General features: G+C 69.9%; 26 protein-coding genes. 9 read left to right on the top strand and 17 right to left on the bottom strand.

Annotated elements, in window-relative coordinates; translation table 11 throughout:
• A partial coding sequence (locus IJH84_RS14405) for an adenosylhomocysteinase (RefSeq protein ID WP_295145293.1) occupies nt 1-140 on the top strand: 140 nt, incomplete at its 5' end.
• Nucleotides 141-294: 154 nt separating this feature from the next.
• On the opposite strand, the gene speG is transcribed toward IJH84_RS14405, so the two are convergent.
• Nucleotides 295-801, bottom strand: a complete 507-nt coding sequence (gene speG, locus IJH84_RS14410; protein WP_295145231.1) for a spermidine N1-acetyltransferase — start codon at nt 799-801, stop codon at nt 295-297.
• A gap of 72 nt (nt 802-873) precedes the next feature.
• On the opposite strand from speG, the gene IJH84_RS14415 reads away from it, so the two are divergent.
• Nucleotides 874-1,266, top strand: coding sequence for a VOC family protein (locus IJH84_RS14415; RefSeq protein WP_200072161.1), 393 nt, complete (start codon nt 874-876; stop codon nt 1,264-1,266).
• Between the two features lie 15 nt (nt 1,267-1,281).
• Here the strand turns inward: IJH84_RS14415 and IJH84_RS14420 are convergent, their stop codons facing one another.
• The 4 genes from IJH84_RS14420 to IJH84_RS14435 form a co-directional block, all read right to left on the bottom strand.
• Entirely contained in the window at nt 1,282-1,779 is a 498-nt protein-coding gene (locus IJH84_RS14420; RefSeq protein ID WP_200072162.1) for a pyridoxamine 5'-phosphate oxidase family protein, read from the bottom strand.
• Nucleotides 1,780-1,827: 48 nt separating this feature from the next.
• Nucleotides 1,828-3,150 carry an MFS transporter gene (locus tag IJH84_RS14425; protein ID WP_295145234.1) on the bottom strand — a complete coding sequence of 441 codons (1,323 nt, stop codon included), beginning with the start codon at nt 3,148-3,150 and terminating at the stop codon, nt 1,828-1,830.
• Nucleotides 3,147-4,121, bottom strand: coding sequence for a 2,3-diaminopropionate biosynthesis protein SbnA (sbnA, locus tag IJH84_RS14430; RefSeq protein WP_295145237.1), 975 nt, complete (start codon nt 4,119-4,121; stop codon nt 3,147-3,149). The genes IJH84_RS14425 and sbnA overlap by 4 nt, the downstream gene beginning before the upstream one ends.
• 224 nt (nt 4,122-4,345) lie before the next feature.
• The gene (locus tag IJH84_RS14435) at nt 4,346-4,792 is read right to left on the bottom strand and encodes a hypothetical protein (protein WP_295145240.1); all 447 of its coding nucleotides are present in this window, start codon (nt 4,790-4,792) and stop codon (nt 4,346-4,348) included.
• Between the two features lie 236 nt (nt 4,793-5,028).
• Between IJH84_RS14435 and IJH84_RS14440 the strand changes: the two genes are divergently transcribed.
• Both IJH84_RS14440 and IJH84_RS14445 read left to right on the top strand, forming a co-directional pair.
• Nucleotides 5,029-6,279 (top strand): MFS transporter, encoded by a 1,251-nt coding sequence (locus tag IJH84_RS14440; RefSeq protein ID WP_295145243.1) that lies wholly within the window; start codon nt 5,029-5,031, stop codon nt 6,277-6,279.
• A 102-nt stretch (nt 6,280-6,381) separates the two neighbouring features.
• Nucleotides 6,382-7,224: a hypothetical protein gene (locus tag IJH84_RS14445; protein ID WP_295145246.1), complete on the top strand. Its 843-nt coding sequence runs from the start codon at nt 6,382-6,384 to the stop codon at nt 7,222-7,224.
• 12 nt (nt 7,225-7,236) lie between these two features.
• Here the strand turns inward: IJH84_RS14445 and IJH84_RS14450 are convergent, their stop codons facing one another.
• Complete coding sequence (locus tag IJH84_RS14450; protein WP_295145249.1) at nt 7,237-8,226, bottom strand: MDR family oxidoreductase; 990 nt, start codon at nt 8,224-8,226, stop codon at nt 7,237-7,239.
• A gap of 137 nt (nt 8,227-8,363) precedes the next feature.
• On the opposite strand from IJH84_RS14450, the gene IJH84_RS14455 reads away from it, so the two are divergent.
• Together IJH84_RS14455 and IJH84_RS14460 are read left to right on the top strand one after the other, a co-directional pair.
• Nucleotides 8,364-8,786: a TIGR03618 family F420-dependent PPOX class oxidoreductase gene (locus IJH84_RS14455; protein ID WP_295145252.1), complete on the top strand. Its 423-nt coding sequence runs from the start codon at nt 8,364-8,366 to the stop codon at nt 8,784-8,786.
• Between the two features lie 153 nt (nt 8,787-8,939).
• Nucleotides 8,940-9,941 carry an ABC transporter substrate-binding protein gene (locus IJH84_RS14460; protein WP_295145255.1) on the top strand — a complete coding sequence of 334 codons (1,002 nt, stop codon included), beginning with the start codon at nt 8,940-8,942 and terminating at the stop codon, nt 9,939-9,941.
• Nucleotide 9,942: 1 nt separating this feature from the next.
• On the opposite strand, the gene IJH84_RS14465 is transcribed toward IJH84_RS14460, so the two are convergent.
• Complete coding sequence (locus IJH84_RS14465) at nt 9,943-10,551, bottom strand: TetR/AcrR family transcriptional regulator (protein WP_295145257.1); 609 nt, start codon at nt 10,549-10,551, stop codon at nt 9,943-9,945.
• A gap of 160 nt (nt 10,552-10,711) precedes the next feature.
• Between IJH84_RS14465 and IJH84_RS14470 the strand changes: the two genes are divergently transcribed.
• Nucleotides 10,712-11,503, top strand: a complete 792-nt coding sequence (locus tag IJH84_RS14470; protein ID WP_295145260.1) for a crotonase/enoyl-CoA hydratase family protein — start codon at nt 10,712-10,714, stop codon at nt 11,501-11,503.
• 48 nt (nt 11,504-11,551) lie between these two features.
• On the opposite strand, the gene gcl is transcribed toward IJH84_RS14470, so the two are convergent.
• The 3 genes from gcl to IJH84_RS14485 form a co-directional block, all read right to left on the bottom strand.
• Nucleotides 11,552-13,243, bottom strand: coding sequence for a glyoxylate carboligase (gcl, locus tag IJH84_RS14475; protein WP_295145263.1), 1,692 nt, complete (start codon nt 13,241-13,243; stop codon nt 11,552-11,554).
• Nucleotides 13,244-13,379: 136 nt separating this feature from the next.
• Nucleotides 13,380-14,285 carry a 2-hydroxy-3-oxopropionate reductase gene (locus tag IJH84_RS14480; RefSeq protein WP_367269026.1) on the bottom strand — a complete coding sequence of 302 codons (906 nt, stop codon included), beginning with the start codon at nt 14,283-14,285 and terminating at the stop codon, nt 13,380-13,382.
• On the bottom strand, nt 14,252-15,070 hold the full coding sequence (locus tag IJH84_RS14485) for a TIM barrel protein (RefSeq protein WP_295145269.1): 819 nt from the start codon (nt 15,068-15,070) through the stop codon (nt 14,252-14,254). The genes IJH84_RS14480 and IJH84_RS14485 overlap by 34 nt, the downstream gene beginning before the upstream one ends.
• Before the next feature lie 363 nt (nt 15,071-15,433).
• Here IJH84_RS14485 and IJH84_RS14490 point away from each other — a divergent pair, with 363 nt between their 5' ends.
• Nucleotides 15,434-16,987: an AMP-binding protein gene (locus tag IJH84_RS14490; RefSeq protein ID WP_295145272.1), complete on the top strand. Its 1,554-nt coding sequence runs from the start codon at nt 15,434-15,436 to the stop codon at nt 16,985-16,987.
• On the top strand, nt 16,984-17,745 hold the full coding sequence (locus tag IJH84_RS14495) for an enoyl-CoA hydratase/isomerase family protein (RefSeq protein ID WP_295145275.1): 762 nt from the start codon (nt 16,984-16,986) through the stop codon (nt 17,743-17,745). The genes IJH84_RS14490 and IJH84_RS14495 overlap by 4 nt, the downstream gene beginning before the upstream one ends.
• Nucleotides 17,746-17,834: 89 nt before the next feature.
• On the opposite strand, the gene IJH84_RS14500 is transcribed toward IJH84_RS14495, so the two are convergent.
• The 7 genes from IJH84_RS14500 to IJH84_RS14530 all read right to left on the bottom strand — a co-directional run.
• Complete coding sequence (locus IJH84_RS14500; RefSeq protein ID WP_295145278.1) at nt 17,835-18,140, bottom strand: GNAT family N-acetyltransferase; 306 nt, start codon at nt 18,138-18,140, stop codon at nt 17,835-17,837.
• Nucleotides 18,141-18,363: 223 nt separating this feature from the next.
• Complete coding sequence (locus tag IJH84_RS14505; RefSeq protein ID WP_295145281.1) at nt 18,364-20,160, bottom strand: acetyl/propionyl/methylcrotonyl-CoA carboxylase subunit alpha; 1,797 nt, start codon at nt 20,158-20,160, stop codon at nt 18,364-18,366.
• Between the two features lie 141 nt (nt 20,161-20,301).
• Nucleotides 20,302-20,520 (bottom strand): acyl-CoA carboxylase epsilon subunit, encoded by a 219-nt coding sequence (locus tag IJH84_RS14510; RefSeq protein ID WP_295145283.1) that lies wholly within the window; start codon nt 20,518-20,520, stop codon nt 20,302-20,304.
• Nucleotides 20,517-22,127: an acyl-CoA carboxylase subunit beta gene (locus IJH84_RS14515; protein WP_295145286.1), complete on the bottom strand. Its 1,611-nt coding sequence runs from the start codon at nt 22,125-22,127 to the stop codon at nt 20,517-20,519. Before IJH84_RS14515 ends, IJH84_RS14510 begins: the two co-directional genes overlap by 4 nt.
• Before the next feature lie 267 nt (nt 22,128-22,394).
• Complete coding sequence (locus tag IJH84_RS14520; protein ID WP_200072178.1) at nt 22,395-23,831, bottom strand: amidase; 1,437 nt, start codon at nt 23,829-23,831, stop codon at nt 22,395-22,397.
• A gap of 263 nt (nt 23,832-24,094) precedes the next feature.
• A complete protein-coding gene (locus IJH84_RS14525) occupies nt 24,095-24,718 on the bottom strand; it encodes a GntR family transcriptional regulator (RefSeq protein WP_295145288.1) in 624 nt (207 codons plus the stop codon).
• Between the two features lie 228 nt (nt 24,719-24,946).
• Nucleotides 24,947-25,311 (bottom strand): LysR substrate-binding domain-containing protein (locus IJH84_RS14530; protein ID WP_295145291.1); only part of this gene is annotated, 365 nt, incomplete at its 5' end.

Below are 25,311 nucleotides of genomic sequence, written 5' to 3' on the forward strand. Positions count from 1 at the left end.
CGAAGCTGCTGGACGAGAAGGTCGCCCGGCTGCACCTGGACGCGCTCGGGGTCAACCTCACCCGCATGACCAAGGCCCAGGCCGAGTACATCGGCGTCGACGTCAACGGGCCCTACAAGCCCGAACACTACCGCTACTGATCCCGAGTGAACGGACTGTTCGTCCCACTAGATCGGTCACACGGTCCGTTCACTCGGCACGGTCGGCCACCGCCCGGAGCCGCAGCGCCCGGGCGGTGGCGGGCCGGAAACCCCAGCAACGCCGGTCGAGGAGGCGGCGGCCGGCGGGGCGCCGTCATCGGCCCAAGTGGGTCTCCTGGAAAACGCCCATCCGCAGCGCGTTGTGGTAGCGGCCCGCGGAGAAGAACTCCTCCTTCAGCTCGCCTTCCACGACGAATCCGAGCTTTTCGTACACGCGGATCGCCTTGCGGTTCTCGGTGCTCACCAGCAGGTAGATCTTGTGCATGTTCAGCACCGAGAAGGCGTAGTCCAGCGCTCTGCGAGTCGCTTCGGTGGCCAGCCCGCGCCCCTGGTGATCCGGCGCGACGATGATCTGGAACTCCGCGTTGCGGTGGATGTAGTCGATCTCCACCAGTTCCACCAGACCGCCCCGCGCGCCGTCCACCTCGATCACGAACCGCCGCTCCCGCGTGTCGTGGATGTGCCGGGCGTAGATGTCCTGCAGCTCGACCAGCGCTTCGTACGGTCCCTCGAACCAGTAGGTCATTATCTGCGAGTTGTTCGTCAACCCGTGCACGAACGGCAGATCCTCGCGCTCCAGCGCGCGCAGTCGAAGCGTCATGGGTGCATCCTCACCGATGCCGCGCCGGCCGACAAAGCAGGCGGAAGGGCGCGGCAACGTACGATCCCGCGAATGCGCATCGACCTGACCGCGTTGGTCGTCGACGACTACGACCGCGCCATCGAGTTCTTCGTCGACGCCCTCGGGTTCGAGCTCATCGAGGACAAGCCGTCGCTGACCAACGACGGCCGCCCGAAGCGGTGGGTCGTCGTCCGGCCGCCAGGAGCGGAAACCGGCATCCTGCTCGCTCGCGCCGATGGCCACGAGCAGGCCGCCGCCGTCGGGCACCAGTTCGCGGGCAGAGTCGGCTTGTTCCTGCGCGTTGACGACTTCGACGCTGCTCACGACCGCATGACCGCGGCAGGCGTCGAGTTCGTCACCGCGCCGCGCGCCGAACCCTACGGGCGGGTCGCCGTCTTCCTGGACATCGCGGGCAACCGGTGGGACCTGCTCGGCCCGGCCTGACAGCGCCCGCAGCCCCTAGCCCGCGGAACCGCCGCGCCCGTCTCCGCTGATCTTGCGGGAGTCGTGGGTCTGCGGATAGGAGAGCGGTTCGACTCTGATCAACACCCGGTTCGCGCTGTCGAGCAGCCGATGCATCCGATCCGGCGCGGCCGGTTGGAGGCGGGCGCTGAACAGGGGGAGCACCGCGTCGAGCGTCTCGCGGTCGCGGTGCACCGCGGCGCGTCCCCGCACGCGGACCATCCGGCGGCCGGGCAGATCCGTGCCGAGACTGCTGATCACCAGGCCCACCCGCGGGTCGGACTCGGCGCCCACGACGTGCGCGCGGCCGGACACCGCGGTGAGCCAGAAGACCTCGTCGTGGAAGAGGTGGCTCATCGTCACGCCGCCCGGCCAGCCCTCCGCGTCCAGGAACAGGAAGGTGCATTCCCGCGCTGCCTCGAACAATTCCCGGCGCGCGGCCATGTCCAGCCGGGCCTGATCCATCCGCTCGAGGTCGTTCTCGCCCACAGCCATGCGCGGCAGTACACCGCACTGCGACCCGCGCAGACCACACCCGGCGGTTCACCGTTCGAGCCGCGAACCGCCGGAGTTCCCGCCCACGGCGATCGGGATCGTCCGCTCGGCCGGGAGGTCCAGCTCGTCGCTCATCCGCCGCTTCACCGGCAATGTCGAAGCAGCATCGGTGCCGCGAGCGCGCTCCGCCCGGGCCACCGGCAGACAGCAGGCGAAGGCGAGCGCACCTGCCGAGCCCATCAGGACGATCGACAGCGCCGGCGGGAAGACCGCCGCCATGGGACCGGCCAGCAGCGGCCCTGCGGACTGCCCGGCGAGCAGGAAGCTGTTGGCCGTGCCGATCAGACCGCTGCGGCGATCCGCGGGCGCGTGCCTGCTGACGTGGAAGAACAACGACTGGGCCAACCCGGCGAACGCGGCTCCCTGCACGAGCCGCAGCAGTGCCAGTCCCACCGCGCCGAGTGGAAGCGCCTGCGCGGCGATGCTCACCGCGCAAACACCGGAGGCGATGGTCAGCGCGCGCACCGGCCGCTGCGCCAGGTCGTTGTGGCGGCCCCACCAGAACGACCCGAGCAGCGTCGCGCCCCAGGTCAACGACTGGAACACGCCGACCCACATCCCGGCGCCGTCCGCCGGATAGCTCCGCTGGACGTGCTCGGCGAAAACCGGGATCAAGCCGTACACGCCGAAGTAGGCCGCCACCGCCGCCACCGCGAGCGGCAGAGCACCGGGTAGCCGACGGAACCCGCCGCGCGACGCGTGCCCGGTGCCGCGAACGGCGGGTTCGGCCGAGCGCGGTTCGCGCAGGCCCGCGGCGCACGCCACCGCGAGCAATCCCGCAATGGCCCCGACCGCGAGCATGAGCCCGCTGAGACCGCCGGCGCCGACGAGGAAACCCCCGGCCAGCGGACCGATCAGCGATCCCGCGGCGGTAGCGCTGAACGACTTCCCCAGCGCGGCTCCCCGCTTGCCGCCCGGCGCGGCCGAGCCTGCGAACGCCTGGGCCGCTTCCACGACGCCACCCAGGCTCCCTTGCAGCAGTCGCCCGGCGACGAGCACCACCGGGTTCGCGGCCAGGGCCATGACCACCATCGACAGCGCCAGGCCCGCCAGGGCGCGAACCACCATCCAGTGCCGCCCGATCCGGTCGCCGAGCCTGCCCCACAGCGGGGTGGCCGCGGTCAGCGCCAGCGCCGGGGCCGCGATGGCGACTCCGGCCCAGGTCTGCACCTGCGCCGTGCCGGTCACGCCCATTCCCTCGATGTAGAACGGCATGATCGGCACCAGCATCATCAAACCGGCGGTGTTGGTGAACTGCCCGGCCCACAGCAGCGCGATGTTGCGCCGATGGCGGTGCTCGGCGGTGCTCACGGCGCCTCCGCCAGGTCGCTGCCGACGTCGTCGCGCAGCACTTGTTCGGCCCACGCGTCGTCGTAGACGGTGTCCAGGTAGCGCTCGCCCCGGTCGGGCAGCAGCGCGACCACCCGCGCCGACTCCGGCAGGCGGGGCAGCAGCCGGTCCAAGGCGGAGATCACCGCGCCGGAGGAACCGCCGCCGAGGACGTCTTCGGTCCGGACCAGCCGCCGGCATCCGGTGGTGCTGGCGGCGTCGCCGACGTGCAGGACCTCGTCGACCTCCGCGGCGTGGAGGATCGCCGGGACCCGGCTCGCGCCGAAGCCGGGGATGCGGCGGGTGCCGGGCTCCGCCCCGAAGATCACCGATCCGACGGCGTCCACCGCCACGACCAGCATCGCTGGATGGACCTCCCGCAGGCGGCGTGCGGTGCCCTGCAACGATCCCGTCGTCGAGACGGGGGCCACGAGGCAGTCGATCGGCCCGCTGACGGCGCTGAGGATCTCAGCTCCCACCGATTCGTAGTAGGCGCGCCAGTTGCGCTGGTTCGCGTACTGGTTGATCCAGACGACGCCGGGGTCCGCCTGTGCGTGCGCCCGCGCGCGGCGCACGCGGGTGTGCAGGTAGCCGCCCGCGTCGTCCGGCTCGGTGACCATGTCGACGTCGGCGCCGAACAGCTCCAGCAAGCGGAGGTTCGTCGTCGAGGTGTTGGGGTCGACCACGGCGGTGAACGAGAGCCCGTGCGTCCGGGCGGCCACGGCGAGCGCGATGCCGAGGTTGCCGGAGGTGCTCTCCACCAGCCGCATCCCCGGCACCAGGGTTCCCTCGCGCAGGCCCTGCTCGACGATGTAGCGGGCCGGGCGGTCCTTCATGCTTCCGCACGGGTTGAGCATTTCCAGCTTGGCGAGCACGTCTCGGCCCGGGAAGCATCGGCGCAGGCGCACCAGCGGGGTGGCGCCGACGCAGTCCAGAACGGAGTCGAATTCCACTGCGACACCCTCCCGGCCGCGCAGGTTCCGGCCGCGCGGCCGAATTCACGGGAAACACCGCCGCCCACACGCGGGGGCGGTGCACGAACGGAGAAATGCGGGACGCGGCCGTGCGGCGGCGAAGGCGCCGCACGGATCATCACCGGTGAAATGAGAAAAGCGCCGCGACCGCTCAGGGAATTCTCAGCTGGAATTCAGCGAACAGCGCAGCGCCGGGGCGCGAATCAGGTGCGCGACACGCCGAGGGAGATCAACAGGGGGAAGCCGGCCAGCGGCCGTCGCGGTCCGGTCGACCAGGACGACACCGGCCGCGATGAGCCGGGGCGCAGCAGGCCCGCCGCGACGATCAGCGCCAGAGCGAGCAATCCCAGCAGCTCTAGCTGCGAAGACTGGGACGGTGGCAGCGGGACGGCAACGTGCGAACCACCGACGGCGTGGCACACCGGGCCGGTGCCGGAGTGGTCGTCGTGCCCGTGCGCGGCGCCTGGTGAATGTGTGGAACCGGAGTCGTCCGCCGCCGGCGCGGAAGCGGAAACGGCGGCCGCGTTCGCCGCCGGACTCGCTTCGGCGTGCGGTGCGTGCGGCGGCAATGCGCACATCAGGAAAGCTGAAAGGGCGAACAGTACCAGCGGGGCGAACCGCCACTGGGAAAACCTGATCCCTTTCCGCATGACGCCAGCCTAACAATGCCTTCTCCGATCACGGGCCGGGCATGGTGGTCGTCACTCGGCCGGGATTTCTCGGCGCACCTGCAACCGGCATTCCCGGCGTGCCGCGCGATCTCCCGGCGGGGGCGGCACGGTGGAACCGGCGCTCGCGCGGTTCGCGGCCGAACAGTCGCTCGGAATCCCGGCGGCCCGCTCGTGGTTGGCGCCCGGTGTGGACCGGCAACAACGAGGAGGCCCGAATGGCACGCGCTTCCGGCACCCCGTCGGACGGCTTCCGAGCTGACGCGGCTGGGACGCGTCCGGACCGCGCCCGCGGGCAGGTGACGGGATGGCCCGCGGTCGCGCTGGTGGCCGTGGCGTTCGGGGTCGCGATGCTCGGCACGACGCTGCCGACGCCGCTGTACCCGTTGTACGAGCAGTTGTTCGGGTTCGGCGGGCTGATGACGACCGTGGTGTTCGCGGTCTACGCCGCCGGGGTCATAGCGGGCCTGTTGCTGTTCGGGCACTGGTCGGACCAGGTGGGGCGGCGCCGGATGCTGGCTGCCGGACTGGCGCTCTCGGCGGTCTCGGCCCTGGTGTTCGTGCTGCACCCGGCCGTGGGCTGGCTGCTGGTGGGGCGGGTGATCTCCGGGTTGTCGGCCGGGATCGTCACCGGTACCGCGTCGGCGACGATCGTCGACCTCGCGCCGGATCCGAAACGGGCCGGACTGGTCGCGGCGGCGGTCAACATGGGCGGGTTGGGCGCCGGGCCGCTGCTGGCGGGCGCGGTGTCGCAGTACTTGCCGCTGCCGCTGGTGATGCCGTTCGTCGTGCAAGCGGCGTTGGTCGTGCTCGCACTGCTCGCACTCGTATTCGTGCCGGAGCCGGTGCGCCCGGTCGACCGTCCGCAGTTGCGGCCGCAGCGCGTCCAAGTGCCCGCCGAGATGCGCGGCGTGTTCATCCGCGCGGGCATCGCGGGATTCGCCGGGTTCGCGGTGCTGGGGCTGTTCACCGCGGTTTCCCCCTCGTTCCTGGGTGAGCTGCTGGGGGAGCACAACCGCGCGTTGATCGGCGGTGTGGTGTTCGTGCTGTTCCTCGCGTCCACCGCGGGGCAAACGCTGTCACCGCGGCTGGGCGGGCAGCGCGCCTTGATCGCCGGCTGCGGCGGGCTCATCGCCGGGATGGTCCTGGTCGGTTCGAGCCTGCCTGCGCGCTCGCTCGGCCTGCTGCTCACCGGCGCCGTCATCGCCGGGCTGGGGCAGGGGCTCAGCTTCCGCGCCGGACTGGGATCGGTCACCGCGGCCGGTCCCGCCGCGCGGCGCGGCGAGATCACCTCGAGCTTCTTCGTGCTGCTCTACGTCGGCATCGCCATCCCGGTGATCGGCGAGGGCGCCGCGTCCGAAGCGTTCGGGCTGATCCCGTCCGGCATCACCTTCGCCACTTTCGTGGCCGCACTAGCCGCGACCGCCGTCGTGCTGCTCACCCTGCGCGCCCGCGCGGACACTCCCTAGTCCCGGTGCGCGGTGCGCACAAGCGGCCACTCATATGAAATTCCGTGAGATTCCGCGCACCGATGCCGGATAGCCGCGATCGCCGTGTCAGGGTGTGGCCCCATGCGAGTGGAGCAGGTGGTCACGTGGATCGCTGCCGGACTGGCGATCATCGCCGTGGGCGTCGCTGGCTGGCAGCTGTGGCTGGCCCGCCGGGAGGCCCGGCAGGCGATGCAGCGCTCGGAGTCGATCCGCCGCATGGCCGCGGCTTCCGAGAGCAACGCCGAGAAGGCCGCCGAGGCGGCCCGCAACTCCCACACCCAGGCGGAACGGGCCTGGGAGCAGGTCAAGCACGCCCGCAGCCAGCTCGAAGAGGCGCGCCAGGAACGCCGCGCCAGCACGCAGGCCGAGCAGTGGGAATGGGCCTACGCGGTGACCATGAGCGCCCGCGAACTGCTCGACACCAGCAATGAGCTGGTCCGCGTCGCGCTGGACTCCGGGGTGGCGCCGCACTACCGGCTCGCCGCGGACCGGCACTACCACCAGTCCGCCCAGCGGTGGCAGGAAACGATGGTGAAGGCGGTGGCGCGCACCGGGCCGGACCTGGAGCTGCAGCAGCAAGTGATCACCTTCAGCACGGTGCACCAGCGGTTGCACGGCCACCTCGGAGTGCTCCTGCGCGCGATCGAAACCGGGTCGCTGGCCGAGGGGGACAAGCTCACCGACCAGGTCAACGGCTTGCGCAAGGAGCTCGGCAACGCGCATCGGCACTTGCAGCGCACCGTCAGCGCCAGCTTGGCGACGCCGGACACCCCGACGCAGCAGATCACCGCCGCGCGTTCGCAGCAGCCGTCGACCGAGCAGTCCTCAACCGGTCGGCCGCCGACCGGTCAGTCGCCGACAAGCCAGCCGTCGGCAAGCCAGCCCTCGGCAAGCCAGCCCTCGGCCAGCAGGACGACCGGCTAGAACGCCGACCGCTCAGCTCCCTGCGATGTCGACGACGACCCGGCCCCGGGTGCCGCCCTGCAAGATCTCGCCGGCCAGCCGCGGCACGTCGTCGAACGAGTGGACCGTGGTCGACTCGTCCAGCTGCTCCAGCGGCAGGTCCCGCTCCAGCCGCTGCCACGCCTTGGTGCGCACCGCGGTGGGGCACTGCACCGAGTCGACGCCGTGCAGTCCGATGCCGCGCAGGATGAACGGCATGACGCTGGCGGGCAGGTCGGTGCCGCCCGCCATCCCGCACGCCGCGACCGACCCGCGGTAGGAGGTCTGCGCGAGAACGTTGGCCAGCGTGCTGCCGCCGACGGTGTCCACCGCCGCCAGCCAGCGCTGCTTGTCCAGCGGCCGACCGGAACCCTCGGCCAGTTCCTCACGGTCCACGAAGGCGCTCGCGCCCAGTCGGCGCAGGTACTCGTGGGCCTCCGGGCGGCCCGTGGCGGCCGTGACGCGGTGACCCAGGTTCGCCAGGATCGCGACGGCGACGCTGCCGACACCGCCTGCCGCGCCGGTGACGAGCACTTCGCCGTCGAGGTCGGGGGACAGGCCGGCTTCTTCGAGCTCCAGCACGCACAGCATCGCGGTCAGCCCGGCCGTGCCGATCGCCATCGTGCGCAGCTGCGTCAGGGCCTCCGGTTTGCGCACCAGCCAGTCCGAACGCACCCGCTGGCGCTCGGTGTACCCGCCGGGGTGGGTTTCGGACAGGCCGCAGCCGGTCAGCACGACCTCGTCGCCGGGCTCGAACTGCGGGGAGTCCGATGCGGACACGGTTCCGGCCAGGTCGATCCCGCAGACCATCGGGAACCGGCGGGCGATCTTGCCCTTGCCGGTGACGGCGAGCCCGTCCTTGTAGTTCAGCGAGGAGTACCGCACGTCGACCGTGACGTCACCGTCCGGCAGGTCGGTCTCGGAGAGTTCTTCGAACCGGGCCGGACCGTCGCCGTGCGAGACCAGAGCGCGATGGGTTGCCATGCCGCCGTTCTACCCTGGCGGCCGCGGCACCGCCAACACCGGCCACCGTGGACACGATGCTCCGCGCGGCCCGCGCGAGTTGATCGTAATAGCCTGCGAACGGTCAGTTCACACGATGCGATCGAGGAGGGGCAGCTGTGGCGAAGCCTCCGGTTCCCCAAGCGGTGAAAGAACTTCTGGAGAAGCCGAACCCCGCGGTCATCACCAGCGTGCGCCCGGACGGCCAGCCCGTCTCGGTGGCCACCTGGTACCTGTGGGTCGACGGCCGCGTGCTGGTCAACATGGACGAAGGCCGCAAGCGGCTGGACTACCTGCGCAGCGAGCCCCGCACGACGCTGACGGCGCTCGACTCCGACGACTGGTACACCCACATCAGCCTGCAGGGCCGGGTCGTCGAGCTGGTGGACGATCCCGACCTGTCGGACATCGACCGGATCGCCCGGCACTACACCGGGAACCAGTACCACGTGCGGGACCGCAACCGGATCAGCGCGTGGATCGAAGTCGACCGGTGGCACGGCTGGGGCTCGATGGAGAACAAGGACGTCGCGCACCACTAGGAGTCCGTCGACAGGGCTTGCGCAGCGACGCCGGTTGCTCGGGTGATCGCTGCTCAGCGGCTCCGCCGCTGACAAGAGCAAGACCAAGAAGTGAGCGGACCGCCGCCCCGGAGCGCGAGGTCCGCTCACTCGTCGCTGATCGGGTGTGTGCCCATGGCGGTGCGTGCGGTGCTGGTGACGCCGTTGTCCGGAGCGCTGGCGGAATACGGCCGGGCCGGCGCCGCGGGACTGCGGGTGTGGGCCGATCGGTTCGCCGATCCCGGGCCGGTGCGCCTCGCGGTCATCGATGCGCACCCCGATCCGCGGGCGGCCGTGCGGGAGGCCGAACAGCACGAGCCGGACCTGCTGTTCGGTCCGTACGGCAGCGGCCCGATGGCGAAGGTCGCGGCGGCGACCGAACTGCCGGTGTTCAACCACGGCGGCGCACGGTTGGAACCGCGGGAGCACGTGGTGAACGTTCTCGCACCCGCGGCGAGCTACTTCCGCGGGGCGTTGGAAGCGCTGCAGCGGGAAGATCCCGGGATTCGCCGTGTTTCGGTGCTGCACGGCGAAACCGGCTTCGGTCGCGGTGTCGGCCGGGGCGCCGGGAAGACCGCGGAACGGCTCGGTCTTGCCGTCGAGCGCGTTGCCCTGCCCGTCGAACCGCCCGACGCCGACGTGCTGCTGGTAGCCGGCCGGTTCGAGGAAGAACTCGCCGTTGCGCGTCGGCTTCGGCGGGGGAGATGGGCGGCTTTCGTCGGTGCCGGAGTCGATGAAGTCCTCGCGGAACTGGGAGATCGCCGGGAAGGACTTCTCGGCCCCGCGCAGTGGCTGCCGTCCGCCGCGCCCGAACCCGACGAGGGGCCGACAGCGGCGGAATTCGTTGCCGCGTACCGGAATTCGACCGGAACCGAACCGCCTTACCCCGCGGCGCAAGCGTTCGCTTCGGGAATCATCGCCGCCCGCTGCTTGCGCGAGGCCGGTGTACCAGACCGTTCCGGGTTGCTGGCGGCGGCGCGAAGGCTCGACCGCACGACGCTGTTCGGCCGCTTCCGGCTCGATCCTGCGAGCGGGCGGCAAGTCGGGCACCGCGTGCTGACGGTGCAGTGGCAGGACGGCGAGCGGGTCGTGGTGTGGCCGCCGGAGCAGGCGCGCGCGACGCTGCGCCGTCCATGAGCTAGCTGCCGGTGACCGGTTCGATCAGGCTGGAGATCGACGTGGCGACCGCGTCCAGCGCGTGCGTGTCCCGTGTGGACAGTGCGATCACGAACGCGCCCTGGATCAGCGCGAGGATGCTGTCGGCCAAGTCGCCGGTGCTGCTGTCGGTGCGCACGTCGCCGCGTTCGCGGCCGCCTTCGAGCAGGTCGACCAGCTGCTGCTTCCACTGCAGCAGCTGCTCGCCGAGCCGGGCGCGGAACGGCTCCGACGCCGCGGCGACCTCGGTGGACAGCTTTCCGGCGAGGCAGGCGCGCTGGTGGCCGGATTCGACGAACAGCTCCGCCATCTCGCCGAAGTAGCCGGTGATCCGCTCAGCGGTGCGCAGCTCGTCGCGGGCGGACCAGCGCTCCAGCAGCTCGGCCTGGAACCGCCCGTAGCGGTCCAGCACGGCCTGCGCGAAGGCGTCCTTGGAACCGAAGTGGTGGTAGAAGGAGCCCTTCGGCACGCCGGACTCCGCCAGCAACGCGTCCACGCTGGTGCCGTGGAAACCGTTGGCGTAGAGCATCTTCATGCCCTGGCGCAGCAGTCGCTCCTTGTGCGACATCCCCGCCGTGCGCGTCGTGTTCATCCGGTCAGTCCTGTTCCTGGGGAAGCGAGCCTGCTCGGATCCTATCTGTTGACGGTTCCGTCTAGACGACTTAGTCTAGCGCCGCTTCCGATCGCTCGAACCCACCGGGCAGCAGGCAGTTCCGCGCCCGGCCGCGAAACCCCGAAACACAGGAGCGGCAGTGCCCGACCAGGACGAGCCCGGCACCGTGACGATGCGGACCGAGGGCCGCATCGCGGTGATCACCGTTGAGAACGAGGCGAAGAAGAACTCCTACACGCCGGAGATGATCGAGCAGCTCAGCGCGCACCTGACCGCCTTCGACGAGGACGACGAGCTGTGGGCGGCGGTGTTCTGCTCGGCCGGTGAGCACACCACGGCCGGGCTGGACATGCCGAAGTTCTTCGGCCCGGACGCGACGGCGAAACCGCAGCGCGACGACATGGTCGACCCGTTCGGACTCGGCGAGCGGCGCTGCCGCAAACCCGTCATCGCCGTCGTGCAGGGCATCACCTACACCGTCGGCATCGAGATGATGTTGGCTGCCGACATCGTGGTGGCCGCCGACACCGCGCGGTTCCAGCAGCTCGAATCCCGCCGCGGCATCGCACCGCTGGGCGGTGCGCACTTCCGCTACCTCACCCGCACCGGATGGGGCAACGCGATGTACCACCTGATGCTCTGCGAGGAGTTCGACGCGCAGCGCGCGCGGGAGATCGGGTTCGTCCAGGAGGTCGTGCCGTACGGGCGGCACGTCGAGCGGGCCTTGGAACTCGCCGCCAAGATCTGCGAGAACGCGCCGATCGGAATCCGCGCGACGAAGCAGGCGGCGCGCACCTTCATCGACACCGCCGAAGAAGCCGCCATCGCCGAAATCCCCCGCATCCGCGGGCAGGTCTTCGACACCGAAGATTTCGGCGAAGGCATCAAGTCCTTTGTGGAGCGCAGGCCGGCGGAGTTCCGCGGCCGCTGAGCGCACGGCGGGTGCGGCGCAGGCGGGACGCCGCACCCGCTGCGATTCCTACACCGGCTCGGGTTCGGTCAGGGCGTCGATGCGAACGCCGTTGGCGGTGTTGCCCTCTCGTTCGATCATCACTTCGACCAGCACCGGCCTGCTGGTGACCGCGGCCTCCGCGCGCGCCCACTCGATCGCCTCGGCCAGCTCGCCCGGCTCGTCGACCCGGCGGCCCGAGCAGCCGTAGGCTTCCATCACCTTGACGTTGTCCGTGCCGTGCTCGTCGTAGTGGATGTCCACTTCGGTGTTCATGCCGTAGCCTTCCTCGGCCATCCGGATCAGGCCCAGGTACTCGTTGTTGAGCATGATGAGCACGAACGGCAGCCGGTACTGGGCGGCGACGGCGAGTTCCTCCACCAGGAACTGGAACGAGTAGTCCCCGACGACCGCCACGACCTCGGCATCCGGCTCGGCGGATTTCACCCCGATCGCGGCCGGGATCTCCCAGCCGAGCGGCCCGGCCTGCCCGCACACCTGGTAGTGCCGTGGCCGGTGGGTGCGTTGGAACTGCCCGGACCAGATCTGGTAGAGCCCGATCGCGGTGACGAAGTAGGTCTCCGGACCGAAGATCTCGTTGATCTCCTTGAACACCCGCGGAGCCTTGATCGGGGTGGTGTCGTAATCCTCCGGCCGGGTCAGGGTCTTCTTCAACTCACCGATCCGGTCCAGCCACCGCGAGTAGTCCGGCTGCGCTTTTCGCCGCCGTGCCGCGGAGATCAACGCTCGCAGGAACAGCTCGGTGTCCGACACGACGCCGAGGTCCGGGCCGAACACCTTCCCGATCTGCGTCGGGTCGATGTCCACGTGGATGAACTCCCGCTGCCCGCGGTAGACCTCCAGCGCGCCGGTGTGCCGATCGCCGAACCGCGCACCCAGCGCCAGCACCAGGTCGGATTCCAGGAACGACTGGTTGCCGTAGCGCTGGCTGGTCTGGATCCCGGTCATCCCGGCGAAGCGCTCGTGATCCTCCGGGAACGAGCCCTTGCCCATCAGCGTGACCTGCACCGGAATCCCGAGCAGGTCGCTGAGTTCGCGAAGCTGCTCGTGGGCGTCGGCCAGCACCACTCCGCCGCCGGCCAGCAGCAGCGGACGCTGCGCCGCCAGCAGCATGTCCAAGGCGCGTTCCACCCGCGGCTGGTGCGGCTCGACGGGATGCGCGGGAAGCGGTGCGTCCAGCGCCGAATCCCATTCGATCTCCTGGCGTTGGACGTCCAGCGGCAGGTCGATCAGCACCGGGCCCGGTCGACCGCAGCGGGCCGTGCGGAACGCCTCGCGGAAGATCCACGGCGCCTGCGCGGCCTCTTTGACCTGCACCGACCACTTCGTGACGGGTTCGGCGACCGAGACGATGTCGACGGCTTGGAACGCCTCCTGGTGCAGCTTCGACGACACCGCCTGCCCGGTTATGCAGACCATCGGGATGGAGTCGGCCTGCGCGGTGTACAGCCCGGTGATCATGTTGGTGCCCGCCGGGCCGGACGTGCCGACGGCGGTGCCGACGCGGCCGTTGGTGCGCGCCCAGCCGTCGGCCATGTGCGTGGCGCCCTCTTCGTGCCGCACGATCAGATGTTTAATGTCGCGGTGCTGCAGCGCCTGGTACAGCGGCAGGATGGCCGCCCCTGGACAGCCGAAGACGGTGTCCACGCCCTCGGACTCCAGCACGTCGGCGACGGCCTGCATGACAGGGACTTTCGGCATGGTGTAGAAACCCCTCTCGGGTGCGGTCCGCGCACCCAGGCCGGGTGCGGGTGCAGGTGCATCGGTGCTCGGAGCGGGTGGGGCGGTTCGGATGCTTGGCGGCGCTGGACCGCCCACTCGCGGCTGGATCGGCGCATCACTCCCGTCCGCTGAGGCGGGCGATCTGGCGCTGCAGCGCGGAGTGGTCGAGCGCGCCGTCGCCTTGCGCCAACGCCGCTGCCATCAGCTGCGCGGCGACGGCGGTCATCGGGGTGACCACGCCGCGTTCCCGTGCCGCGCTCTGCGCGATGCCGAGGTCCTTGTGGTGCAGTTCGACCCGGAATCCCGGTCCGAACTCGCGATCGCGCATCTTCGCGTTCTTGGCCTCCAGCGCTTTGCTGCCCGCCAGTCCGCCGCCGAGCACGCGGAACGCCGATTCGGTGTCGACGTCGTGGGCTTCCAGGAACGTCAACGCTTCGGCGATCAGGCTCAGGTTGCCCGCGACGATCAGCTGGTTGGCGGCCTTGACGGTCTGCCCGGAACCTGCCGGTCCGACGTGGACGATCGTTTTGCCGACGATGTCGAGGACTTCCCGTGCGGCCGCGAAGTCCTCGGCCGACCCTCCGGCCATGATGGACAGCGCACCGTCGATCGCGCCCTGTTCACCGCCGCTTACCGGGGCGTCCAGCGCCCGGATTCCGCGTTCCGCGGCGGACTCGGCCACTTGCCGGGACACGTCGGGGCGAATGGTGCTGAAATCGATCAGCAGCGCGCCTTCGCGGGCGTGCGCGAGAACGCCGTCCGCGCCGAGCACGACCGCTTCGACGTCCGGGGAGTCCGGCAGCATCGTGGCCACGACATCGGCGTCCTGCACGGCTTCGGCCACCGACGCGGCCGCCTTGCCGCCCCGCTCGACCAACTGGTCCACTTTGGACTTGCTGCGGTTGTAGCCGATCACTTCGTGCCCGGCCGCGGCGAGGTTGGCCGCCATCGGGCCGCCCATGATGCCCAGTCCGACGAAACCGATCCTCATGCGTTGCCTCCGTTCAGCTCGTTGATCCAGTCGAAGCTCGCGGCGCTGGCGCCGCTGGGTTTGTACTCCAGTCCGATGTGGCCTCGGTAGCCGGTTCGGGACAGCGCGCGGAAGTAGTGCGCGAAATCGATCTCACCGGTGCCGGGTTCGTTGCGTCCCGGGGCGTCCGCGATCTGCACGTGCCCGATCGAGTCACCGCTGCGTTCGATCACCGCGGTCGCGTCGTCGCCGTTGACCACGAGGTGGTACAGGTCGAGCAACAACCGCAGATTGCCCACCGGACCGGCCCGGTGCACGCGGTCGATCACCGCCAGCGCGTCGGCCGCGGTCTTGAGCGGGTAAGCGGGTGTTCCGCTGACCGGCTCGATCAGCACGGTCGCGCCGATGCGCTCGGCCGCCCGCGCCGCCCGCACCAGGTTCTCGGTCGCGACTTCGTCCTGCTCGGCGGGTTTCGCCTCGTCGAGGCGGTTTCCGTACAGCGCGTTGAAGGCGCCGCAACCGAGGCGGTCGGCGATGCCGACGGCCACTTCGACGTTGTCGGCGAACTCGCCGGAGCGGGCGGGGTGCGAGAGCACGCCGCGCTCGCCGCCCGGCATGTCACCGGCGAAGAAGTTCAACCCGGTCAGCGACACCCCGGCCTGTTCGATCGCGCGCGCGAACCGGTCCACCTGGTGGTCGGAGGGCACCGGTTCCGGGAACGGCCACCAGAACTCGACCGCGTCGAACCCGGCGGCCTTGGCTGCCGCGGGGCGTTCGAGCAGGTCGAGTTCGGTGAACAGGATCGAGAGGTTGACGGTGTAGCGGCTGGGGTCCATCGGCCACCTGCCTTCATCATGTCGGGAGCGGGTTCCACGATTCGGATTCCGCGGACTCCGCAGAGCGGAATCGCAGTCTATTTCGTAATACGGAAATATACTTTCGTGTGTCGATAGATTAGCGACCCGAGTTTCGGTGGTCAATGACGCGCTGTGATCGCTCGCGGTGTCGGTCGCTGCCGATCTTCGAGTGCCGGTGGCTCGACGACGACCGTCCACAGTGGGCGCCCGATGGGCCGTCCGCGGACGCTGATGTCCGCGCGGCGCTGGTCGTCCGGGGAGCGGCGCCGCTCGGAACGGCCCGGCACGGCGTGCCAGCACACGGCCTTTACCTGCGAATGATTATATGCTTTTCTCGGTTCCATGCCGGGTTCGCGGAATGCCGAGGACACCACCATCGGAGGCTGGCTCACCGGCGCCGCCGGGCGTGCGCGCGACCGCGCGACACTGCTGGTCAACGGTGAAACCATCCGCTGCGGCGAGCTGGACGCGGCGGCCGAGCGACTGGCCGGCGGGTTCGCCGAGCTCGGCTTGCGACCCGGCGATCGCGTCTGCCTGATGATGCGCAGCAGCACCTCCGCGTTGCAGGTGTGGTTCGCCGCGGCGAAGGCGGGTCTGGTCGAGGTGCCGCTGAACGTCTCCAGCGGCCGGTACCTGCTCACCTACTTCCTCCGGCAAGCCGGCGCCAAAGCCGTGGTCTGTGACGCCGAGTTCGAGCCCCTGGTCGCGGAGTGCGCGGCCGAGATACCCGAGATCGTCCACATCGTCGTGCACGGCGAACCCGAAACCGGGCAGCGGCTCGCCGACCTGGCCGCGCGCTCCGCCGGGCCATTGCCCGCGGTGCGGCCTACCGATCCGGCGGTCGTGCTCTACACCTCGGGCACGACCGGCCCGCCGAAAGGGGTCGTGCTGAGCCACCGCGCGAACATCAACCTGGCCAGGCACACCGTCGAGCTGCTCGGCTACACCGCGGCCGACCGGCTCTACAGCGTTTTCCCGCTGTTCCACAGCAATGCCCGCTACTGCAGCGTGATGGCCGCCATCGAGGCGGGCGCCGATCTGGTGCTGGACCGGCGGTTCTCGGCGAGCGGGTTCTGGGACATCTGCCGGGAGCACGGGATCACGGCGTTCAACTACCAGGGCGCGATGCTCAGCATCCTGCACAAGCAGCCGCCGCGGCCGGACGACGCCGACAATCCGGTGCGGCTGGCCTTCGGCGCGCCCTGCCCGCCGGAGATCTTCGCGGACTTCGAGCGCCGGTTCGGGCTGCGGCTCACCGAGATCTACGGCAGCACCGAGGTTTCCATCGTCACCGACATGCCACCAGGCAGGCGCAAGATCGGCACAGCCGGCACGGAGTCGGCGAACTACCAGGTGGCGGTCGTCGATGAGCGCGACGAACCGGTTTCTTCCGGCACCGCAGGGGAAATCGTGGCCAGGCCGAAGAAGCCGGGGTGGATGTTCGACGGCTACCACGACATGCCCGAGGCGACCGCGAAAAGCTGGCGCAACCTGTGGTTCCACACCGGCGACCGCGGTTTCCTCGACGAGGACGGGTTCTTGGTGTTCCTCGACCGGCTCAAGGACACGATCCGGCGGCGTGGCGAGAACATCTCGACTTGGGAGGTCGAGCGGGTCGTCGCCGACCATCCCGCCGTGGCTCAGGCCGCGGCCTACGGCGTGCCGTCCGAACTGTCCGAAGAGGACGTGATGGTCGCGATCGTGGTGCGCAACGGGAAGCTGGTTGAACCGGCCGAGTTGCTGCGGCACTGCACGAGCGGCCTGACCGATTTCGCGGTTCCGCGCTACGTGCGCGTGCTCGACGAGCTGCCGATGACACCGAGCCAGCGGGTGGAGAAGTACAAGTTGCGCGAACAGGGCGTCACCGCCGATACGTGGGACCGGGAGAGCTCATGACCGACGAGCTGCTGCGCTTCACCCGCAACCAGAACGGGAACGTCCTGCTGTTGACGATGGATCGTCCCGAGAAGCTCAACGCCATGGACCGCACCTGGTTCCGCGAGCTGCGGGAGATCATGCAGGAGACCGGGGTGGGCGACGACGTGCGCGCGATCGTGCTCACCGGATCCGGGCGGGCGTTCTCCGCGGGCGGCGACATCGACATGTTCCACGACCTCGCCGGTGACGTGCAAAAGGTGCGCCCGCACCTGAAGCTCGTGTACGAAGCGTTCAACTCGGTGGAACGGTGCGCGGTTCCGGTGATCGCCGCGGTAAACGGTCTGGCCTACGGCGGCGGGACGGAGCTGGCGCTGGCCTGCGATGTCGTGCTGGCCGGGGAATCCGCGCGGTTCGCGTTCAAAGAACCGCACGTCGGACTCATGCCGGGTTACGGGATCGTGCGCGGGCCCGAAGTGATGGGGCGGCATTGGACGCGATATCTGGCTCTGTCCGGAAGGACCATCGACGCGCAACGTGCGGTGCGGGCGGGTCTGGTGCAGGAGGTCCACTCCGACGAGGCGCTGCTCGCCGAGGCGATGGGGCTGGCGGGCGAGATCGCGGCGAACTCACCGCTGTCGGCCCAAGTGGGCAAGTCGTTCATCAACCGCGACGCGGTCGGCGGATTCGCCGAATCCACCGAGGCGACGGCGCTGCTGTTCGGCTCCGACGAACACCGCGCGGCGGTCGAAGAATTCCGACGCGCAAGGGGTCGGTGAGACCTCTTCTGAGACGATGGAGCGAACGGACCGTTGGTCCCAATAGATTGGGCGAGCAGTCCGTTCACTCGGAACGACGCAACGATTGCTCAGAGCGCGAACCGCTCCCTGTCCTCGGCCGCGACGAGGTCCAGGTAGTCCGGGTGCTTGGCGATGAACCCCCGCACGAAAGCGCAGAACGGCTGGACCTTGAGGTTCCGCTGCCGCGCATCGTCCAGGGCGCCCCGGATCAGTTTGCTGCCGAGTCCTTGGCCGGAGTAGGCCGGGTCGATCTCGGTGTGCAGCAACGCCATGAGGTCCCGGTGCAGGTGGTATTCGACGTGCCCCGCGGCCGCGCCGTCGGCGGTGAGCTCGTAACGGGTGCGGTCGGGCTGGTCGTTCACCTCGGTGTGCACGGGACCTCCTCGGTTGCCGGATCGCGAGCTGCTGCGCCCCCATGGTGCTGCTCGGCGGCAGCGGAGGCCACCGGCTGTCAGGCGCATCACTCGGCTGCCTGCGACGCGTGATCAGCCCGTCAGCGGCGATGTCCAGGGGATGACGCGGGACGCCGGAGCGGCCGAGTTCCGGCCACCCCGGCCCCACGATCTTCGATCACGACAACCACGAGCCTGCGAGGGCTCAGTCCGCGATCCGGCACAGCGCGGCACCTTGCGCGATGGAGTCCCCGGCCGCGGCCTCCAGCCCGCGGACCGTCCCGCTCTTGTGCGCGGTGATGGAGTTCTCCATCTTCATCGCCTCGAGCACCAGCAGCAGATCACCGGTTTCCACCTGCTGGCCGTCCTCCGCGGCGATTTTGACGACGGTGCCCTGCATCGGCGCGGTGACCGAGTCGCCCGAGGGCTGGGTGCCCGAACCACGCCGCTTGCGCGCCGGAGCCGGTTTGGCGCGCTGGACGGGGGGAGCCGGAGTCGCCGCGAAATCCGCGGGCAGCTTGACCTCCAGCCGCCGGCCGCCGACCTCGACGACGACCTCACGACCGTCCTGTGTGGACTCAGGAGCCTCCGGCGCGGGAGCGGGCGAGATCGTGTTGGCGAACTCGGTCTCGATCCAGCGGGTGTGCACGTCGAATCCGGATTCCGCGGTGAACGCGGGATCCCGTACCACGGCACGGTGAACCGGCAGCACCGTGGGGATTCCTTCGACCGTCATCTCCTCCAGCGCGCGGCGCGCCCGCTGCAGCGCCTGCGCGCGGGACGCGCCGGTGACGATGAGCTTGGCGAGCAGCGAGTCGAAGTTCCCGCCGATCGTGGTGCCCTCGTCGATGCCGCCGTCCACCCGGACACCCGGGCCGGACGGGGTGCGCAGGCGGGTCACCTTGCCGGGCGCGGGCATGAAGTCGCGTCCCGGATCCTCGCCGTTGATGCGGAATTCGATGGAGTGGCCGACCGGCTCCGGATCGGTGGTGTGCCGCAGCCGCTCGCCCTCGGCGATGCGGAACTGCTCGCGCACCAGGTCCAATCCGGTGGTCTCCTCGGAGACCGGGTGCTCGACCTGCAGCCGGGTGTTGACCTCCAGGAACGAGATCGTGCCGTCCTCGCCGACGAGGAATTCCACCGTGCCCGCGCCGGAGTAGTGCGCTTCGGCGCAGATCGCCCGCGCCGCCTGGTGAATCCGGTCGCGCTGCTCGCCGGTGAGGAACGGGGCCGGGGCCTCCTCGACGAGCTTCTGGTGCCGCCGCTGCAGGGTGCAGTCGCGGGTGCCGACCACGACCACGTTGCCGTGCTGGTCGGCCAGCACTTGGGCTTCGACGTGCCGCGGCCGGTCCAGGTAGCGCTCCACGAAGCACTCACCGCGGCCGAACGCCGAAGCGGCCTCGCGGAACGCGGACTCGTAGAGCTCGGGGATTTCTTCCAGCGTGCGCGCGACCTTCAGCCCGCGGCCACCGCCGCCGGATGCGGCCTTGATGGCGACCGGAAGACCGTGCTCGGTGGCGAACCGCACGACCTCGTCGGCGTCGGCCACCGGGTCCTTGGTGCCCGGCACCAGGGGCGCTCCCGCGCGGTCGGCGATGTGCCGCGCGGTGACCTTGTCGCCGAGGTCGCGGATCGCCTGCGGGGACGGGCCGATCCACACCAGACCGGCGTCGAGCACGGCTTGGGCGAAATCGGCGTTCTCGGACAGGAATCCGTAACCGGGGTGCACCGCATCGGCACCGGAGCGCCGCGCGGCGTCGAGGACCTTCTCGAAGTCCAGGTAGCTGTCCGCGGCGGTCTGCCCGCCGAGGGCGAACGCCTCGTCGGCCAGCCGCACGAAAGGTGCTTCGGCGTCCGGCTCGGCGTAGACGGCCACGCTTGCGATCTCCTCGTCCTGGCAGGCGCGGACCACGCGCACCGCGATCTCGCCGCGGTTGGCGATCAGCACCTTCTTGAGCGCAGCGCTGGGCAGGTCAGCGCTGGACTGGTCGCTGTGAGGCATGTTCGTTCTGCTCCCGCAAGTAGTCGCCGAGCGGTGCTCGGTGTCGGAAACTCCCGCTGCGCGGTGTCGGAAATGCGCGAGGCGCGGTGTTTGATGTGCGCGTCGCGCGGTGTTTGATGCGCGCGTCCGCGCGGTGCATCCTCACCAGGAAGCGGGTGAGGGCGACCAGGCGTTCGGCGGCTGGTAGCCGAACACCTGCCAGCGCGCGGGGGTCGTGGGTCGTGGTTTCGCGGGCTCCGGCGCGGAACCGGCCGCCGCGCCCAGCGCGATCAGCGCCGCGGCGAGCTCGGGATCGTCCGGATTGCCGCGCAGTACCCGGAAGTTCTGCTCGTCGTGCATGTCGGTGTCCACTTCGGTCACATCGGCGGGATGCCGTGCCTGCGGTGCGGCAGGCTCGCCTTCTTGCGGCGCAGCATTTCCAGCGTGCGGGCCAGCACGTGCCTGGTCTCGGCCGGATCGATCACGTCGTCGACCAGGCCGCGCTCGGCCGCGTAGTAGGGGTGCATGAGTTCTTCGCGGTATTGCTCGGTGAGGTCGGCGCGCGCTTGCTCCGGATCCTCGGCCGCGGCGATCTCCTTGCGGAACACGATGTTGGCGGCGCCGTCCGCGCCCATCACGGCGATTTCGTTGCTGGGCCAGGTGAACGACACGTCGGCGCCGATGGAGCGCGAGTCCATCACGATGTACGCGCCGCCGTACGCCTTGCGCAGGATGACCTGCACGCGCGGAACGCTCGCGGAGCAGTAGGCGTAGAGCAACTTGGCTCCATGCCGGATGATTCCCTGGTGCTCCTGATCGGTGCCGGGAAGGAAGCCGGGCACGTCGACGAGCGTCACCAGCGGAATGCCGAACGCGTCGCAGGTGTGCACGAACCGCGCGGCCTTCTCGGACGCGTTGATGTCCAGCGCCCCGGCCAGCGTCTGTGGCTGGTTGGCGATCAGCCCGACTGGGTGCCCGTCGATGCGGGCGAACGCGCACAGCACGTTGTTCGCCCAGTGCTGGTGCACTTCGAGGTAGTCCCCGTCGTCGGCGACCTCGTCGAGCACCGCGCGCATGTCGTAGGAGCGGTTCGGTTCGGCGGGCACCAGCTCGGTCAGCGAGTCGTTGCGCCGGTCGGCGGGGTCGCCGCTGTCGCTCACCGGCGGCGTTTCCTGGTTGTTGGACGGCAGCAGCGAAACCAGGTACCGCACGTCCTCGAGGCATTCGCGCTCGTCGTCGTGCACGAACGCGGCCACTCCGGACCGGGTGGAGTGCACGTCGGCTCCGCCGAGCTCGTCGTGCGTGACCGCTTCGCCCGTGACGGCCTCCACCACCTCGGGACCGGTGATGAACATCTGCGAGATGTCCCGCACGATGAACACGAAATCCGTCAGCGCGGGGGAGTAGGCCGCGCCACCGGCGCACGGTCCGAGCATCACGCTGATCTGCGGGATCACCCCGGAAGCACGGACGTTGCGGCTGAAGATGCCGCCGTAGCCGGCCAGCGCCGTGACGCCCTCCTGGATCCGGGCGCCCGCGCCGTCGTTGAGGCTGATCAGCGGCGCACCCGCCGTCTCGGCCATGTCCATGATCTTGTGGATCTTCTGCGCGTGCGATTCGCCGAGCGAGCCGCCGAAAACGCGGAAGTCGTGCGCGTAGACGAACACCGTGCGGTCGTCGATCTTGCCCCAACCGGTGATGACGCCGTCGGTGTGCGGGCGGTTGCGTTCCAGTCCGAAACCGGTGGCGCGGTGCCTGCGCAGTCCTTCGACCTCGACGAACGAATCAGCATCGAGCAGGGCCTCGATCCGTTCCCGGGCGGTGAGCTTGCCCTTGGCGTGCTGGCGCTCGGTGGCCTTCTCGCCAGGTCCGTCGTGGACGGTCCGGCGCTTTTCGTGCAGCTGGTCCACTCGGGAACGCATGTCCTGGGGGATGGACGTCTCCGGCGGTGCCGGAGTGCTGTCCTGGGCGTCGTTGACGCGGGTCATGGAAGAACTCTGCCAATCAGGGAAGCAGGGGCGATCATGGATGAGCGGCCGATCGAGGAGCGGCCGACATGTTGGCTCGACACCGTCCGATGAGGACCGATGCGATCGATTTGCTGCACCGTCCGGCACCCGCACCGGACATCGTCCGGGACGGGCGCCGAGCGGCGAGGATTTTCCGGAGGCGGAGGGAAACGCGGTGGTCAGCCTCCGCCAGGCGCCCCGTTGCGCGGTCGTTGCGGCACCCGCGGTCCCGCGGATGCCGCGATCTCAGGCGGGGACCGGGGTTTCGCGGTCGGTGACCAGCCGGGCCCGCCGCTGCCCGTGCCCGCTCGCCTGCTCGAAGGCGTACCCGATCCGCAGCAGGTCGAGATCGCGCTGCGGCGGGCCGACCAGCTGCACGCCCATCGGGAGCCCGCTTTCGGTGAAACCGGCCGGTACCGACAGCGCGGGCAGGCCGGTGACCGAGACCCACGAGCACGAGCGCATCCAGTCGAGGTAGCTCTCCTGCGGGATTCCCGTGATGCGCTGCGGGAATTCCTGCGCGAGGTCGAACGGCGCAACTTGGCTCACCGGCAGCGCCAGCACGTCGTAGTGCTCGAAGAACGCCTGCATCGTGTGGAACAGCTTGGTGTGCAGCATCGCGGCCCTGCCGATGTCCGGCCCGCTGAGCCTGCGGCCGTGCTCGATGTTGCGCGCCAGGCTGGACTTGACGTGCTCGCGGTGCTTGTCGAACAGCTCGCCCAGGGTCATCTCCAGGCTCCAGGACCGCAGCACCTGGAACGCTTCGTCGGCGCCGGTGAAGTCCGGGCAGGTGTCGTCGACCTGGCAGCCGAGTTCCTCGAACACGGCCGCCTGGCGCTGCACCAGCTCGGCGGCCTCCGGCTCCACCGCCAATTCCCCGCCGAAGTCGGGGGAAACGGCGACGCGCAGTCCGCGAACATCGCTTTGCAGCGGCACGGCGAACTGCTCGCCCGGATCGTTCAGCGACTGCGGGCAGCGCTGGTCCGGCCCGGCGATCACGGACATCGCAAGCGCCACGTCGGACACCGAGCGGGCCATCGGCCCGTGCACGGTCAGCCGGTCCCAGCCGTACTTCGCGCGGATCGGCACCCGTCCCGGGGAGGGCCGGAACCCGACGACGTTGCAGAACGCCGCGGGGAACCGCAGCGAACCGCCCATGTCGCTGCCGTCGGCGAGGGGATGCATCCCGGCGGCGAGAGCGGCCGCGGCACCGCCGCTGCTCCCACCCGGCGTGCGGGTGAGGTCGTAGGGGTTGCGGGTCGGTCCGAACAACGGGTTGAACGTGTGCGCCCCGGCGGAGAACTCCGGGACGTTGGTCTTGCCGATGGTGATCGCGCCCGCGGCCCGCAACCGCTCGACGATCAGCTCGTCGCGCTTCGGGGTGCGGTCCCGCAGGATCGGCGAACCGGATGTCGTGCGGATCCCGGAGGTGGCGTGGGTGTCCTTGTGCGCGATGGGAATTCCGTGCAGCGGGCCCACTTCGGCCCCCGACGCGAGCTGATCGTCGGCGGCGCGGGCCTGCTCCATCGCCTGCTCGGCGACGAGGGTGACGATCGCGTTCACGTGCGGGTTGAGTTGCTCTACCTGGTCGAGGTGGCTTCGCACCACCTCGCGGGCGCTGAGCTCGCCGGACCGCACAGCGGCGGCGAGTTCACCCGCGGTTTGCCAGTGGACGGGGGTCATTGTTTCCTCCAGCGCAGCCGGCGACGGCCCGCGCGGCGGTGAGCGGGCTGGAGTCGGAGCGGACGACGTGAGCAACGCTAAAGACGAAATTTTGCGAAAAGTTGAACAGGGGGCGCACAGCGTCATAATCAGGACACCGCCGGACAATCGTGCGGTATCGCGACCTGCGAGGATAATCTTCCGCGCGGCATTGAGTGACTTCGACCACGCCCTATTGGGTGCACCGCGGAGAGTACTGGATTTCCGGCTGGATTCGGCTCGGATCAGTGCGCGGAAGCGTTCAGGTGCCTGGCCATTTCGAGTCCTGCGGTGTGGGCGTGACCTGCTGCGATCGCTTCGGCGATGCGTGCGTGCTCGGCCGCGGCCGACCCGCTGCGGGGTTCGCAGGTCGGGCTTTCCGCGTATTCCGCGGCTTCCCGCGCGAAATCGGCCAGCAGCGGGTTGTGCGCCGCCTCGCGCACCGTTTCATGAAAATGTTCTAATATTCCTTGACCGTTCGCGGTCGCTGCCGGGTCAAGGCTCGCGAGATCGCTGTCACCGCGATTCCGCGCGGCGAGTTCGGCGAGCTTCACCTCCAATGCCCGGTGCGCCTCGACCGCGGTCTCCGCGGCGTCCCGATCCGTGCGCGGTTGCGCGCCCGCCGCGTCCAGGTCGGTCCGGAGGTAGGTGCCGTTGCCGTGGCACACCTGCACGACGCCCTCGGATTCCAGTGCCACGACGGCTTGTTTGACCGAAGCGCGGCTCACGCCCAGCAGTTCGGCGAGCCTGCGTTCCGGTGGCAGGCGATCGCCCGTGCGCAGCCCCTCCGCGGCGATGTGCTCGCGCAGTTGGGCCAGCACCTGCTCGTAGAGCCGGGAGCGGTTCACTTCGCGGAAAACGGTCGGCAAGTCGCACCTCGCTGGAGTCGGGCACTTCGGACGATCCCGAACTTAGACAGCCGAAGTGGCCGAGTGGCTGAACCAACTGTGACGCGCCGGTTAACAGAGCTCGCGCAAGGATGAGATCTGCCGCACAGGACGACGTCCTATGTGGACCGTCCGTGCGACCCGGTCGGGTGCGGAGCACGGCGCTGCTGGTGCCTCGCGCGGCGAGGTATTGCGGAGCACCGGCCGGATTCAGTGCAGCCGGTCGCTGTTGTCCAGGATGGCTGCGGAAAGCGCCGCGGCGGGCCCTTCGTCCGTGCCGTCACCACCCAGCAGCACGAACTCGACCTCTCCCGGATCGGGAAGCCGGGCGTGCGCGGGCAGCTGGCGCAATCCTTCCGGCACCAGGCTGCGAGCGTGCACCGCAACCCCCAGCCCGGCCAGTGCCGCGGCGCGCAATCCGCTGAAGCTCCCGCTGGTGCACGTGATCCGCCACGAAAGCCCTTGCCGTTCCAGCGTTTCCAGCGCCTGCGCGCGGGTGATGCTCGGCGGCGGGTACAGGATCAGCGGCACCGGCTCGCCCGGATCCAGCGACAGATCCTCGCGCCCGATCCACA

The organism is Saccharopolyspora sp. (genome assembly GCF_017434145.1).
In the GTDB taxonomy this organism is placed as follows: Bacteria; Actinomycetota; Actinomycetes; order Mycobacteriales; family Pseudonocardiaceae; genus Saccharopolyspora_C; species Saccharopolyspora_C galaxeae.